Here is a 13102-nt window from a genome sequence, read left to right as displayed (position 1 = left end):
TTTGTTTGAACAACTTTCCCCGATTTATAAGTGGACTCCGGGCGGGTTGCCAAAGGTGCAGAGTTGTCCACGGTGGCGGTGGTCGCTTGCGACGAACCGACCGACGCGGTGGGCAACTCGGGGCGCCCTAGGGATTTCATTTTATGCAGCCTCGACCCGTTTGGGTAGCAAGTTCAGGTAAACCTGCTCGGGCGTGATCCGCTCGAGATTGGAGTGGGGCCTTTGGGTGTTGTACCAGGTGTTGTACCAGGCAAAATAGTCGGCAATGTCGGCCCGTGCCGAACTGACACGGTCGTACGCCTTGAGATACACCCGCTCGTATTTCACGCTGCGCCAGATCCGCTCGACAAACACCTTGTCGCGCCAGGAGCCGCGCCCGTCCATGGACAGCTTGCAGCCTTTGGCCAATACAACCTCGGTGAACTCCTCTGCCGTGAACTGACTACCCTGATCGGTGTTGACAATCTCCGGCGTGCCGTACCGTGCAAAGGCCTCTTGCATGATCTCCCTGGCGTGGCAGGCTTCGAGCGTGATGGCCACCTTGTGGGTCAGCACCCGACGGCTGGCCACATCCACCACAGCAGTGAGAGAGACCAAGCCTTGGGCCATCGGGATGTCGGTGGTGTCCAGTGCCCAGACCGGGTTGGCGCGGGTGATGGACAGTTTGCGCAGCAGGTAGGGATAGATCTTGTTGCCTGGTGCCGCTTTGCTGGTGCCGCTTTGCTGGTACCGGGTTGGGGTACCGGGTTGGGGTGCCAAGGCCTCGATGCCCATGCGCTTCATGAGCGTTCTGAGGTGGCGCCGCCCGACATGCACGCCCTCGCGGGCGAGTTGATCGCGCAGCATGCGAGCCCCCATGAAGGGGTGCTGCAGATGCCGTTCGTCAATGCGGCGCATGAGCGCCAAATCGGCATCGCTGACCGGGCGCGGCAGGTAGTACACCGGGCCCCGGCTGAGGCCCAGCAGCTTGGCTTGGGCGCTGATGGGTAGGTCGTGCTTGCGGTCGATCATGGCTTTGCGCCCAGCAATCCCGCCTGGGCGAGCGCGCGCTCGAAAAAATCGTTCTCGAGCGTGAGCTGTCCGATCTTGGCATGTAGCGGCACCAGATCTACAGGCTCCTTCTGCGCGGGCGCACCCCCGAAGACGTCGGCGGCATGCTCCAGCAGTGGGCGCTTCCACTCGGTGATCTGGTTGGCATGCAGTTCAAACTGGCTGCAAAGCTCGGCCATCGTCTTCTCTTCTCGCAATGCGGCCAGGGCCACCCGAGCTTTGAATGCCGGTGTGTGGGTGCGACGGGTGCGACGGGTGCGACGCGCTGATTTCTTGACCATTGAAAACGCCTGCTTGCCCAGCCTTCTTTGGCCAGGCTTTATGCCAAGAGTTTCCACTGATCGCGCTGTTCAAAATTTCGGGGCCACATCTGATCTGGGGGGCTTCGTTAGTTGCCCGCTTCGTAGCAGGCTGTGTTGCCTCGAGGGTGGCTGGTTTCGCTGCCTTCACTGGTGTCGGCTCCGGAACGGGAGCATCTTGATGCGCCAGCGAGAAGTCTTCGGTTTTCGTTGTCGCCAAGCGAACGGAGCCACCTCGCCCTTGCCCTTTCAGCAGCGAACCGTCGGCGATCAGATCGGCATGTACCAGCCAGTAGTCGGCTTCGCTCACGCTCAAGCCCTCAACCTGGAGCCGAACTTCTGCTTCCCTGCGCAGCGCGGTGTTGCCGATGGGGCTGCCGTCGCTGGGGACGAGGTCAGACATCTTGGTACTCCCGTATTCTTCTTGTTTGCCCGGCCAGAAGGCGGGACGGAAGTCGCAATTATGCTTGCCCGTGAAATCTATGTCATTCGACTTGGGGCGGGAAATCTGGGGCGGTCACCGGGAATACCCCGGCAAACGGACTCGACCAACGGATCTGGGAGTCAGAAAACAAAAAACCAACCGAGATGGTTGGCTAGTTTGCTTGCCCCGTAAGGCTTCCTGGAATGGTGGGTCGGCCGAGATTCGAACTCGGGACCAACGGATTAAAAGTCCGCTGCTCTACCGACTGAGCTACCGACCCAAACCTGGAAAAGCACGGGATTATAGGGACGGGGGGCGCGGGCGTCAACGGATGAAAGCAGCAAAAGCCTTTTAGAATCAGGCTTCGGAGTTCATCGCCTTCCCGTATTGATATTTGAGTGCCGCCCAGGCGCCCAGGAGGATGGCGGCAAAGGTGATGATGGAGCCCAGTGCCAGGGTGGAAAAGCCGGTGATGCCCTGGCCTATCGAGCAGCCCATGGCGGTGATGCCGCCAAAGCCCATCAGGGCTGCGCCGATCAGGTGGTGGGCGGTGTCTTCCACATCCCGAAAGCCTTCCCAGCGAAAGCGGCGGGTGAGCAGGGCATGGGCCGCGGAACCGCAGATAACGCCGAGCACGGTGACAATGGCGACGGTAAGCTTGCGGCTGGCGTCGGACCAGAACATGAGCAGGTCCAGGGTGTAGGCCTGGGGTGCCACGAAGGTGAGCGATTCCATGCGGCCCGATTGGGTGGCGAGGAAGGCTTCTTCCAGGGTTTCCGGGTCTTCGGGCAGGTAGCCGAGGTGGCCGCTGATGTACCAGCAAACGACGACGATGAGGCCGGTGCCGACCCCGCCCAGCAGGTTGTCAAATGTCCAGAATCCGCGCTCCTTGAGGACGAACAGCAGGAGGCCGCCACCCAGTACCAGGGCGCTGATGGCCAGGGCCATGCCGGGGGCGATGCCCAGGCCGGTTTCGAGCAGATTGGGAAGATCCTGCCCCCCTTCGAGGGTGAAGGCGGCCTGTTCCAGCACATTGACCCGGAACACGCTCAGGATGCCGCGCATCGTGGTGTAGGCGGAGATGGCCAGCACCAGCATCACCACCAGTGACTTGAGGTTGCCGCCGCCGATGCGGATCAGGGTCTTGGAGCCGCAGCCGGAGGCCAGCACCATGCCGATGCCGAAGGCAAAGCCGCCGACGAGATGGGACAGCCAGGTGAAGTGGGCGCCGCGGTAGAGGCTTTTGTCCAGGTCGATGAGTCCCGCCCCATGGAGCGCGGCGCTGCCGAGAATGGCCACGGCAATGGCCAGCAGCCACTGACGCATGCGGCTCCAGTCCTCCATGTTCACGATGTCGGATACGGCTCCCATGGTGCAAAAGTGGGTGCGCTGCCCGATCACGCCGAAGGCGAAGGCTGCGGCGAAGAAGAGCCAGAGGATGGTGGTGCTGGAAACATGGGCGACGGCTTCCATGGATTCAGTTCCGGTAGGGCGTGGGGTCCGCCACCCCGGCGGCGGCAAAGCCTTCCCGGCGCAGGCGGCAGGAGTCACAGACGCCGCAGGCCCGGCCAAGCTCATCGGCCTGGTAGCAGGAGACGGTGAGGCCGTAATCCACGCCCAGCCGGGAGCCCATCTCGATGATGCGGGCCTTGGAGAGGGTCATCAGCGGGGTGTGCAGCGTGAGCTTGTGGCCTTCGACCCCGGCCTTGGTGGCCAGATTGGCCATGGTTTCGAAGGCGGCGATGTATTCGGGCCGGCAGTCCGGGTAACCGGAGTAATCCACCGCATTGACGCCGACGAAAATGTCCCGGCTGCCCAGCACCTCGGCCCAGGCCATGGCCAGGGACAGCATGATGGTGTTGCGGGCCGGCACATAGGTGATGGGAATGCCGGGATGCAGGCCATCCACGGGCACCTCCAGCGCGGTATCCGTGAGGGCCGAGCCGCCGAACTGGCCCAGGTCCAGTTTCAGGCTGCGATGTTCGGCAGCGCCCAGGGCCCGGGCGACCCGGGCGGCCGCCACGAGTTCGGCCCGGTGGCGCTGGCCGTAATCGAAGGAAAGACAGTAGGCGGCAAAACCCCGGTGGCGGGCTTCGGCCAGGCAGGTGGCGGAATCGAGTCCGCCCGAGAGGAGAACGACGGCTTTGGGCTGCATGATGGGGGCGGAATTGATGGGGGCGGAATATAGCGCGTTTGCTGCCGGGCGAAAACCAGGAAACTCGCCGGCAAGCCGGGTCTCAGTGCTGTCGCAGCTTCATTTCAGGATTTGACCAGGGCTTCCAGTTCCCGGTGCAGGAGGGAATCGTCACCCAGATTGAGTTCCACCAGACGGCGCAGGTGGGTGATGCTGTCCAGGTCAATTTCGATGCAGCGCAGGCCGACGATCTGGCCTTCCACATGGGCCACCTCGGCCTCCATGCCGATGCCTGCGCCGTTGGCCGCCAGGCTCAGGCGCAAGGTGCAGCGCTGGCCGGTCTGCAGGGGGGCGGGTGCTGCCAGCAGGAGCATGGCGCCCTTGAGGGAAAGGTCGATGATTTCCACCGGACACTCCCCTCCCGGAAAGAGCAGCTTGCCATCCGTATTGAAGTGAATGCGGGAAAAATGGCGGCGGTTGGAATCCATGCTTTCTCTCCTCGGAGCTTCATTTGCCTTGCATGTTACCCCAGAGCAGCTTGTGGAGTTGCAGCTGGAAGCGCACGGGCAGGCCATCGGCGAGTATCCATTCGGCCAGATCGCGAGGCTCGATTTGCCCCTGGGCCGGTGACAGCAGCACCGGACAGCGGCGGATGATCCCGAATTCGGCCAGACGCGCCCTGGCCCAGTCGTAATCGGCACGAGAGGCGATGATGATCTTCACTTCATCGCGGGGGGTGAGGCACTCCAGATTTTCCCAGCGGTTGCGGCTCGCTTCGCCGGAGCCGGGCGCCTTCAAGTCCATGATCCGGGACACCCGGGCGTCCACCGGGCTCACATCCAGGGCCCCCGAAGTTTCCAGGGAAACGTCGTAACCCCGGTCGCACAGGGCCGTGAGCAGATCCAGGCAGGCTTTCTGGGCCAGGGGCTCGCCGCCGGTCACGCAGACCTGCCGGGCCGGAAATTCAGCTACCTGGGCCAGGATCGCGGCCAGCGTCATGCTCTCTTTGCCGGTAAAGGCATGAGCGGTATCGCACCAGCTACAGCGCAAGGGGCAACCGGTCAGGCGCACGAACACGGTGGGCAGGCCGACCCGGGAGGACTCCCCTTGCAGGGAGAAAAAAATCTCGCTGATGCGCAGCGAGATCCTGGCAGCCGGGACAGGATTCACTTACTTTTGCCCCAGACGCTGTCTGGCCTGACTGGCGGCCTGCGAATCGGGATATTTGGCAATGACGTTACTCAATGTGCGCCTGGCCGCCTGGGTGTTGCCCCAGTCGCGCTGACAGTTGGCGATGGCCAGCATGGCGTCCGGCGCCCGGGCTGAATCAGGCCAGCGGGTGGTGACCAGCAGCTGGGCGTCGATGGCCTTTTTGCAATCCTTCTGGGCGTACCAGGCATTGCCCAGCCAGAACTGGGCACTGGGGGCCAGATCGCTGTCGGGATGCGCGCTGACGAAGGCTTCGAACGCCTGGGCAGCCTCCTTGTATTTGGCCGCCTTGAACAAGTTCAGGGCGGCCTCGTAGGCCTTGGACTCCCCGGCGGGGTCCGCCGGCCGGGCGGCGGGAGCCGCCTCGTGCCCGGCTTCGGAGGTACCCGGAGTGCTGCCGGGCGCTGCGGCAGGTGGGCTGGGTTCAAGATTGCGCAACCGCGAATCCAGGTCCAGGTAAAGATCCTGCTGGCGCTTTTTCATCTGCTCATTTTCGTAAATCAGCGCTTCGTTCTGGCCGCGCAGGCGGGAGATTTCCTCGCGCAGGCCCATGATCTGGGTCGCCAGTTCCATCTGGGCTTTGGCCTGGGTATCGAAACGCTGCTCGCTCTGGGCTTTGAGATCGGCGATCTGCTGGCGCGCCTCCGAATCGTCGAAGAGGCCGGCCTGGGCCGCCGGTGCGGCCAGCAGGGAGCACAGCAGAACTGCGGGCAGTACCGGACGGCGCAGCATGATCAGAACTCGCCGAGGTAGAGAATGTCAGCGCGGCGGTTCTCGGCCCAGGCTTCTTCATCATGGCCTTCGGCCTTGGGCTTTTCCTCGCCCAGGCTGACAGACTCGATCTGGTCCTCGCGCACGCCCAGAAGCACCATCATCTGCTTGACGGCGTCGGCCCGCTTCTGGCCCAGGGAGAGGTTGTATTCGCGGCTGCCGCGCTCGTCGGTATTGCCCTGGATCAGGATTTTGAACTGCCGGTTTTCCACCAGGAACTTGGCGTGCGCATTGATCAGGCCGCGGTACTGCTCGGACACGTCGTAGCGGTCCAGGTCGAAGTAGATGCTGCGCTTCGACAAGATGCTGTTTGGATCGGTCAGCACGGCGGGCAGCTTGCCGCTCTGCACGCCACCGGCTTCGACCCGGGTCACGCCCGTGCTGGGGGATTCACGGCTCTCGACGGGGGCGCCGCCGCCTTCTTTTTCGCTGGTCGTGCCACAACCGGCCAGGGCCAAGGTGACGGCTGCCGCCGCCAGGGAAAGTTTCATGCTGGTTTTCATGGGTTTTTGCTCCATCTCATCTCTGTCGTTATTTACTGAATGGCCCCCAGGCGGGTTCCCGTACATCACCTGCCGTCACCGACAGGCGCTGTTTGATGCGGCCATCTGCCGAAACGGCGGACAGCACCCCCCGCCCGCCCACTTCGGTCGCCATGACGATCATGCGGCCATTGGGGGCAAAGCTGGGCGACTCATCCTTGTAGGAGTCGGAAATGATCTGCACCTGACGGCTGGCCAGGTCCATGATGGAGAGTTGGAAACGGCCCTCGTGCCGGGCGATGAAAGCCAGGCTCTTGCCATCGGGAGAGGGGCGGGGCGTGACGTTGTAGTTACCTTCGAAAGTGATCCGTTCGACGTTGCCCCCACTGCTGGGGACCCGGTAAATCTGCGGGCTACCGCCCCGGTTCGAGGTGAAGTAGACATAGGCCCCGTCGGGAGAAAACTGGGGCTCGGTGTCGATACCGGCGGAACTGGTCAGACGCTGGGCCGCGCCGCCGCTGGCATTGATCAGGTAAATCTGGGAGCTGCCATCCTTGGTGAGCACCACCGCCAGACGCTGGCCATCGGGGGCCCAGGCCGGGGCGGAATTGGAGCCCTTGAAGTTGGCCAGCACATCGCGTTTGCCGCTCGCCAGGGAATGCACGATGATGATCGGCTTCCTGTTTTCAAAGGAAACGTAGGCGAGGCGGCTGCCATCGGGAGACCAGGCCGGCGAAATGATGGGCTCGCGCGACACCAGGGCCTCATGCGCGTTCTGGCCGTCGGAATCAGCGATCCACAACACATAGCGGCTGCCCGACTTCACCACATAGGCGATGCGGGTGGAGAAGATGCCCCGCTCGCCGGTCAGCTTTTCATAGATGTAATCCGCGATCCGGTGCCCGGCGGCCCGCAGTTGCGGGACGCCGGTCAGATAGGCCGCACCGCCCAGCTGGGTCTGGCGGTTCACGTCATAGAGGCGGAAACGTGCTTCCATGCGGCCATCGGCGCTGGTCCCCAGGCTGCCGGCCGCGAGGGCATCGGCCCCCAGGGATTTCCAGCTCGGGTAATCGATGGGAGAAGTCTCGGTCAGGACGGCACCGTGGGGATCGACCAGTTTGAACAGGCCGCTGCGCTCCAGGTCGCCACGCACGACGGAGGTCAGGGAGCGGCTGGTGCCGGGGTCGCCGCCAAAATCGGCAATGGCAACGGGAATCTGGTTGGCCCCGGCACCGGTGATCTGAATGGAAAGCTGGGCCTGGGCCAGGCTGGCCCCCCATAACAGCAGGCTGAGCAGGAGGCGGGGGGCAAAACGGCGGGTATTGGGCAAGTTCATGTTCTTCAAGGGCATTTCCAGGTCCGGCGATTATACAAGGGCGATTCAGCCTGGGGGCTCATTCGTCAACAGGGCGATACTTGATTTCCAGGATGCGCTGGAACACGGCTGGATCATCGGGTTTGGGCAGCGGCGAGGACTTCAGCAGGGCCCGCTCGATGGCCGCATCCAGGGCCGGATTGCCGCTCGAACGCTTGAGCTGGACCCGCTGCACCTCGCAGGTGGGCAGCAGGTTCACCTCGAACACGGCCTCGGGATTACCCTGGATGCCGGGCGGCAACACCACGTTGCCGCGCACCTTGGCTTTGATCTTGCCCGCCCAGTTACTCTCGGCACTCTTGCGGCCCGCCGCTTTCTGCTCCCGGTCAGCCTCGGCCGCCATCTGGGCAATGCGGCTCGCCTGAGTCTGCGTCCTGGCCTTGCTCTGGGTCAGCTTCGTTTCCTGTTCGAGCAAATCCTTGAACGGGTCCTTGGGTGGCTCGGACTTCCTGGGCTCCGGCTTTTTGGGTTCGGGCTTGGGTTCGGGCTTGGGTTCGGGCTTGGGTTCGGGCTTGGGCTCGGTTTTTTTAGGTTCGGGCTTGGGCTCCGGTTTTTTGGGCTCGGGCTTCTTTTCTTCCTTCTTCACCGCAATATCCGGCTTGGGGTCGGGCTTGGGGTCGGACTTCGGCGCCACCCTGGGCTCGGGCTTCGGTTCTGGCCTGGGCTGTTCCCTGGGCGGCGGCGGAGGCGGCGGCAAGGAGGTCGCCTGGCGCGGCACCGGGGACCAGAGCTCCACTTCCACCACGGTCTCCTCGGTCTTCCACTGCACGCCCAGGAACAGGGCCACCGCCAGCAGCAAGTGCACGGCAAGGGCAAGCATCAGGGCCTTGCCCTTGCCGGGCTCCTGGTGCGCGGGCGGGATCATTTGCGTGTGGTTTCCAGGCCCACGCGCTTGAAGCCCAGGGCCTTGATTTCATCCAGGGCCGCCAGCACCGATTCGTAGCTGGCCTTCTTGTCGCCGGCCACCAGCACGGCGGTCTCGGGATTCTTCTCCTGCTCCTGGCGCAGCAGCTCGGCCAGTTCCTCCTTGTCCACGGACCGGGGTTTGCCGCTGCTGCCCAGCAGGGTCAGTTCGCCGCTGGCTCCGACACTGAGCTTCACCGGGTTTTCCGGCGGGGTGTTGGCCTGCCCGACGCTGGGCAGATCCACGGAGCCGGTCTGCATCATCGGCGTGGCCACCATGAAAATGACCAGCAGCACCAGCATCACGTCGATGTAGGGCACGACGTTGATTTCGTTCTTGAGACGGCGGGCGCGGCGCATGGCTTATCTCATCTGCCGCTGGAGGATGTTGGAGAACTCTTCCATGAAGGACTCGTAGCGCGTGGCGAGCCGGTCGATGTCGTGCGAGAAACGGTTGTAGGCGAGCACGGCGGGAATCGCGGCAAACAGGCCGATGGCGGTGGCCACCAGGGCTTCGGCAATGCCGGGGGCCACCGAAGAGAGGGTGGCCTGGCCGACGTTGCCCAGGGCGCGAAAGGCATGCATGATGCCCCAGACGGTGCCAAACAGGCCGATGTAGGGCGAGACGGAGCCTGCGGAAGCCAGGAAGGCCAGGTGGGCTTCGAGGGCATCGAGCTCGCGCTGGTAGGTCGCCCGCATGGCGCGGCGCGAGCCGTCGATCACGTCGCTGGCATCGAGCCCCTTCTGGCCGCGCAGTTTGGTGAATTCGCGGAAACCGGCTTCGAAGATGCGCTCCATGCTGCCGGCGTGGTGACGGTCGTTCACCGCACTGTTATAGAGGCTGTTGAGGTCGCCGCCGGACCAGAAATCCTTCTCGAAAACTTCGGTCTTCCTGCGCGAGTCCCGCACTGCGAACCACTTCATGAAGATGTAGTACCAGGACATGAAGGACACTCCCGCAAGGATGGCCATCACGGCCTGGACCACCGCGGAGGCCTGGAGAATCAGATGCAGGATGGACATATCCTGGGTGACGTTCATTGCAGGGACTCCATTTTTTGCCGCAACCAGTCGGGGATGGCCGTGGCTTTCATTTTTTCGGGATCGACACAGACGATATCCACCGTGCCGGTCGCCAGTTCCTCGTCGCCCCGGCGCACCTGCTGGCGAAATACGGCATGAGCCCGGCCCAGCTTTTCGACTTCCAGCGCCACCGTGAGGGCATCATCCAGCCGGGCCGGCTTCAGGTACCTGACCGTGACGCTGCCCACCACCAGGACGATGCCGTGATCCCGGGCCAGCCGGGATTGGTCATGACCCAGGGAACGCAACCATTCGGTGCGGCAGCGCTCGAAAAAATTGAGGTAATTGGCGTGATACACCACGCCGCCCGCATCGGTATCTTCGTAATAGACCCGCACGGGAATGCTAAAAGCGTTGGCTTGGTGCGCATGTTTCATGGCCTGCGATTCTACCCCAGGGTAAAAGGCTGTAATTGTAATGAATTGTTGTGCTGCGCAAACCACTCATCCGCACTCCCGCTCGGATCGTTCGCCAATTCGCTCGGCCAGAAAATCGACCAGCACCCGGACCCGGTGGGGCAGATAGCGGTTACCGGGATAAACCGCATGGATCTGCAGCATCGGCAGTTCGAAATCCGCCAGCAACACCTCCAGCCGCCCGGCCTGCATGGCCTCGGCGGTGATGAAGGTGGGCTGGCAGGTCACGCCCAGGCCGCAGATCGCCGCTTCCAGCAGGGCATCGCCATTGTTGGCCTGGAGCCGACCCTGGACGGGAACCGTCTGCCACTCCCCTGCCACCCGGAAGTTCCAGCCCGCACCGGGCGCCAGGGTATAGCCCAGGCATTCATGGTGCACCAGATCTTCCGGCCGGGCCGGTCGGCCATGACGTGCCAGATAGGCCGGCGCCGCCACCACCGCCATGCGACTAAAACCCAGGCGCCGCGCCACGGTGCCTGGCGCCAGGCCGGTACTGACGCGGATGCCCAGGTCAAACCCGGCTTCGATCAGGTTGGAGCGCCTGTCAGAGAGTTCCAGCACCAGTTCCACTTCCGGGTACAGGGCCGCGAAATCGGCCAGCAGCGGCATCAGGCGACGCGTCCCCAGGCTCACCGGCAACGTCGCCCGGATCGTACCCCGAGGCGCCAGCCGCTCACCGGCCAGATCGTCTTCGGCCGCGGCCACCAGGCCGAGAATGTCGCGGCATTTCTCCAGATAGGCCGCCCCTTCCGGCGTCAGGTACAGGCGCCGGGTGCTGCGCGCCAGCAGTTTCGCCCCCAGATGCGCTTCCAGGGCGGCGATCTGGCGGGTCACGTTGGAGCGGGCCACTCCCAGGCGCTCAGCCACCGCCGCGAAACTGCCGGCTTCCACCACCCGCACGAATGTTTCCATGGCCTCGAGCCGGTCCATCATTCCTCTTTTGGCAACAATAGATTGTCAAATCGCTGCTATTTTAGTCTGCTCTCAAGCCCTACAGTGGGCATCCCACGATCCACCCCCTTTCTGCGGCCATGCCTCTACACCCTGTCCTCTTTGTTTCACACGGCGCCCCGGATCTGCTCCTCCATCCAGGCCGCACGGGCGCCTTGTGGGCCGAACTGGGCCAGACCCTGCCCCGGCCCCGGGCGATCCTGGCCGTCTCTGCCCACTGGGGCAGCTCCCGGCCGGTGGTGAGCGCCACGCCCAAGCCCGAGACACTTCACGATTTCAGCGGCTTTCCCGCCGCGCTCTACCAGCAGCGCCATGAAGCCCCCGGAGCGCCGGACCTGGCCCCGCGTGTCCAGGACTTGCTCAGCAGCGCCGGTTTGCCCATCGACATCGATCATCGACGAGGCCTGGATCACGGCGCCTGGGTGCCCTTGCAGTTGCTCTACCCCGCTGCGGACATCCCCGTCACGCAGCTCTCGCTGCAACCTGCCGCCGGGCCGGAATGGCACCTGCGCCTGGGCGAAGCCCTTGCCCCCTTGCGACAGGAAGGCGTGCTGATCCTGGCTTCTGGTGCCATCACGCATAACTTCGGCTGGCTCTCCTGGTCCGCCGACGCCCCACCCTACGGCCCGGCCAGGGAGTTTTCCGACTGGGTGGCGGCCCGGATCACGGCCGGTGAGCGGCACGCCCTGCTTGATTACCGCCGCCTGGCACCCCACGGCAGCAGCGCCCACCCCACCGAAGAGCACCTGCATCCCCTGTTCGTGGCCCTGGGCGCCGGCAAAAACCAGACGCCCCGGCGCTACACCCCCGAATTCATCTATGGCGGCCTCGCCATGGATGTCTACCTCTGGGACACCGCCCACGACGAAGCAAACCAGCAAGTTTCCTGATTCCGTTCCTGATTCCGCCAACCTCGCCCCGACTCGGGATCATCCTCTTTGTGAAAATTGACCCGGGGCCCTTCCTGGCCGGCCTGATTGCCCGCCGTACCCATCACCGCCAGATAGTTTTGTACAAATAACGGATTCCTGGCTACCCTGACGACTTTCGAGCCCGGCCCTCATCCCATGAACCCCTCCCCCCTCCAGCTGGTTGGCGCCGCCTTGTTCGCCCTTGCCATCGTGCACACCTTTTCCACCAAGTTGTTCGAGCACCTCGCGCATGTTCGTCCCGCCCATGCGGGCCTGTGGCACCTGCTGGGCGAAGTGGAAGCCGTGTTCGGTTTCTGGGCGATTGTCCTGATCGTGTTCATGGGCTTTGCCGTGGGCAAGGATGAAGCCGTCGCCTACCTGGACAGCCGCAATTACACGGAGCCCATGTTCGTCTTCGCGATCATGGTGATGGCCGCCAGCAAACCGGTGCTCCTGTTCACTTCCAGCACTGTCCGCAGGGTGGCGGGCTTCATTCCCCTGGCTCAGCCGGTCGCCGTCTATTTCACCATCATGGCCGTGGTACCCCTGCTCGGCTCCTTCATCACCGAACCTGCCGCCATGACGGTGGCGGCCTTGATGCTCAGAGCGCTTTACTACAGCAAGGGCATTTCCTCGAAACTGATGTACGTCACCATCGGCACCCTGTTCGTGAACATTTCCATCGGCGGCACCCTCACCAACTTCGCCGCGCCGCCGGTGTTGATGGTCGCCACCACCTGGAATTGGGATAGCGGGTTCATGCTGTCCCACTTCGGCTGGAAGAGCGTCCTGGCCGTCTTCATCAATGCCGCCGCCGCCACCCTGATCTTTCACAAGGAATTACGCCAGGTGCCCCTGACGGCGCCCCGGAGCGAGGCTGGCATCCCCGCCCTGATGGTGGGCATGCACCTGCTGTTACTGTTCCTGATCGTGGCATTTGCGCACCATCCGCCGGTGTTTCTCGGTGTCTTCCTGCTGTTCATGGGCATCGCCTCCGCCTATCCCCAGTTCCAGGACCGCCTGATCCTGCGTGAAGGCCTGATGGTGGCCTTCTTCCTGACCGGGCTGGTGGTCCTGGGCGGGCAGCAATCCTG

General features: G+C 63.7%; 16 protein-coding genes and 1 tRNA gene. 2 read left to right on the top strand and 15 right to left on the bottom strand.

All coding sequences use genetic code 11. The features are described 5' to 3' along the window. Positions 1-141: 141 nt before the first annotated feature. The 15 genes from WBH99_RS04905 to WBH99_RS04835 form a co-directional block, all read right to left on the bottom strand. Positions 142-1262, bottom strand: a protein-coding gene (locus tag WBH99_RS04905; RefSeq protein ID WP_424218993.1) for an IS3 family transposase whose coding sequence is annotated in 2 segments (ribosomal slippage) — positions 142-1046 and positions 1046-1262 — 1122 coding nt in all. Because the reading frame shifts where the segments join, the coding sequence is not laid out codon by codon here. Beyond that, positions 1204-1752, bottom strand: a complete 549-nt coding sequence (locus WBH99_RS04900; protein WP_424218989.1) for a hypothetical protein — start codon at positions 1750-1752, stop codon at positions 1204-1206. The genes WBH99_RS04905 and WBH99_RS04900 overlap by 59 nt, the downstream gene beginning before the upstream one ends. Before the next feature lie 225 nt (positions 1753-1977). Beyond that, positions 1978-2053: transfer RNA gene (locus WBH99_RS04895), tRNA-Lys, on the bottom strand. A gap of 77 nt (positions 2054-2130) precedes the next feature. Beyond that, entirely contained in the window at positions 2131-3246 is a 1116-nt protein-coding gene (locus WBH99_RS04890; RefSeq protein ID WP_424218988.1) for a YeeE/YedE family protein, read from the bottom strand. A gap of 4 nt (positions 3247-3250) precedes the next feature. Continuing rightward, complete coding sequence (gene queC / locus WBH99_RS04885) at positions 3251-3928, bottom strand: 7-cyano-7-deazaguanine synthase QueC (RefSeq protein ID WP_424218987.1); 678 nt, start codon at positions 3926-3928, stop codon at positions 3251-3253. Between the two features lie 104 nt (positions 3929-4032). After that, positions 4033-4395 (bottom strand): PilZ domain-containing protein, encoded by a 363-nt coding sequence (locus tag WBH99_RS04880; RefSeq protein ID WP_424218986.1) that lies wholly within the window; start codon positions 4393-4395, stop codon positions 4033-4035. Positions 4396-4414: 19 nt separating this feature from the next. Next, positions 4415-5077, bottom strand: coding sequence for a 7-carboxy-7-deazaguanine synthase QueE (gene queE / locus WBH99_RS04875; protein ID WP_424218985.1), 663 nt, complete (start codon positions 5075-5077; stop codon positions 4415-4417). Continuing rightward, the gene (gene ybgF / locus WBH99_RS04870) at positions 5078-5848 is read right to left on the bottom strand and encodes a tol-pal system protein YbgF (RefSeq protein WP_424218984.1); all 771 of its coding nucleotides are present in this window, start codon (positions 5846-5848) and stop codon (positions 5078-5080) included. 2 nt (positions 5849-5850) lie between these two features. Then, positions 5851-6378 (bottom strand): peptidoglycan-associated lipoprotein Pal, encoded by a 528-nt coding sequence (gene pal / locus WBH99_RS04865; protein ID WP_424218992.1) that lies wholly within the window; start codon positions 6376-6378, stop codon positions 5851-5853. 40 nt (positions 6379-6418) lie between these two features. Next, complete coding sequence (gene tolB, locus WBH99_RS04860; RefSeq protein WP_424218991.1) at positions 6419-7705, bottom strand: Tol-Pal system beta propeller repeat protein TolB; 1287 nt, start codon at positions 7703-7705, stop codon at positions 6419-6421. A 58-nt stretch (positions 7706-7763) separates the two neighbouring features. Further along, on the bottom strand, positions 7764-8609 hold the full coding sequence (locus tag WBH99_RS04855) for an energy transducer TonB (RefSeq protein WP_424218983.1): 846 nt from the start codon (positions 8607-8609) through the stop codon (positions 7764-7766). Further along, entirely contained in the window at positions 8606-9007 is a 402-nt protein-coding gene (gene tolR / locus WBH99_RS04850) for a protein TolR (protein WP_424218982.1), read from the bottom strand. Before tolR ends, WBH99_RS04855 begins: the two co-directional genes overlap by 4 nt. 3 nt (positions 9008-9010) lie before the next feature. After that, positions 9011-9670, bottom strand: coding sequence for a protein TolQ (tolQ, locus tag WBH99_RS04845; RefSeq protein ID WP_424218990.1), 660 nt, complete (start codon positions 9668-9670; stop codon positions 9011-9013). 14 nt (positions 9671-9684) lie between these two features. After that, complete coding sequence (gene ybgC / locus WBH99_RS04840) at positions 9685-10107, bottom strand: tol-pal system-associated acyl-CoA thioesterase (RefSeq protein ID WP_424218981.1); 423 nt, start codon at positions 10105-10107, stop codon at positions 9685-9687. A gap of 66 nt (positions 10108-10173) precedes the next feature. After that, the gene (locus WBH99_RS04835; protein WP_424218980.1) at positions 10174-11058 is read right to left on the bottom strand and encodes a LysR family transcriptional regulator; all 885 of its coding nucleotides are present in this window, start codon (positions 11056-11058) and stop codon (positions 10174-10176) included. 119 nt (positions 11059-11177) lie between these two features. Here WBH99_RS04835 and WBH99_RS04830 point away from each other — a divergent pair, with 119 nt between their 5' ends. Together WBH99_RS04830 and WBH99_RS04825 are read left to right on the top strand one after the other, a co-directional pair. After that, complete coding sequence (locus WBH99_RS04830) at positions 11178-11987, top strand: DODA-type extradiol aromatic ring-opening family dioxygenase (RefSeq protein ID WP_424218979.1); 810 nt, start codon at positions 11178-11180, stop codon at positions 11985-11987. Between the two features lie 177 nt (positions 11988-12164). Beyond that, positions 12165-13102: putative Na+/H+ antiporter (locus tag WBH99_RS04825; protein WP_424218978.1), on the top strand; the 938-nt coding region annotated here is incomplete at its 3' end.

Origin of the sequence: Azovibrio sp. (genome assembly GCF_049658005.1) — a bacterium.
Classification (GTDB): Bacteria; Pseudomonadota; Gammaproteobacteria; order Burkholderiales; family Rhodocyclaceae; genus Azovibrio.
Note: the sequence above shows the minus strand (reverse complement) of the source record. Positions and strands in the feature narration are given on the sequence as shown.

What these genes read in the sequence shown, in the direction of transcription:
- queC (WP_424218987.1), bottom strand. Translation starts at nt 3,928, where the DNA reads ATGCAGCCCAAAGCCGTCGTTCTCCTCTCGGGCGGACTCGATTCCGCC.
- WBH99_RS04835 (WP_424218980.1), bottom strand. Translation starts at nt 11,058, where the DNA reads ATGGAAACATTCGTGCGGGTGGTGGAAGCCGGCAGTTTCGCGGCGGTG.
- WBH99_RS04900 (WP_424218989.1), bottom strand. Translation starts at nt 1,752, where the DNA reads ATGTCTGACCTCGTCCCCAGCGACGGCAGCCCCATCGGCAACACCGCG.
- ybgF (WP_424218984.1), bottom strand. Translation starts at nt 5,848, where the DNA reads ATGCTGCGCCGTCCGGTACTGCCCGCAGTTCTGCTGTGCTCCCTGCTG.
- tolB (WP_424218991.1), bottom strand. Translation starts at nt 7,705, where the DNA reads ATGAACTTGCCCAATACCCGCCGTTTTGCCCCCCGCCTCCTGCTCAGC.
- WBH99_RS04880 (WP_424218986.1), bottom strand. Translation starts at nt 4,395, where the DNA reads ATGGATTCCAACCGCCGCCATTTTTCCCGCATTCACTTCAATACGGAT.
- tolR (WP_424218982.1), bottom strand. Translation starts at nt 9,007, where the DNA reads ATGCGCCGCGCCCGCCGTCTCAAGAACGAAATCAACGTCGTGCCCTAC.
- pal (WP_424218992.1), bottom strand. Translation starts at nt 6,378, where the DNA reads ATGAAACTTTCCCTGGCGGCGGCAGCCGTCACCTTGGCCCTGGCCGGT.
- ybgC (WP_424218981.1), bottom strand. Translation starts at nt 10,107, where the DNA reads ATGAAACATGCGCACCAAGCCAACGCTTTTAGCATTCCCGTGCGGGTC.
- WBH99_RS04890 (WP_424218988.1), bottom strand. Translation starts at nt 3,246, where the DNA reads ATGGAAGCCGTCGCCCATGTTTCCAGCACCACCATCCTCTGGCTCTTC.
- WBH99_RS04855 (WP_424218983.1), bottom strand. Translation starts at nt 8,609, where the DNA reads ATGATCCCGCCCGCGCACCAGGAGCCCGGCAAGGGCAAGGCCCTGATG.
- WBH99_RS04830 (WP_424218979.1), top strand. Translation starts at nt 11,178, where the DNA reads ATGCCTCTACACCCTGTCCTCTTTGTTTCACACGGCGCCCCGGATCTG.
- tolQ (WP_424218990.1), bottom strand. Translation starts at nt 9,670, where the DNA reads ATGTCCATCCTGCATCTGATTCTCCAGGCCTCCGCGGTGGTCCAGGCC.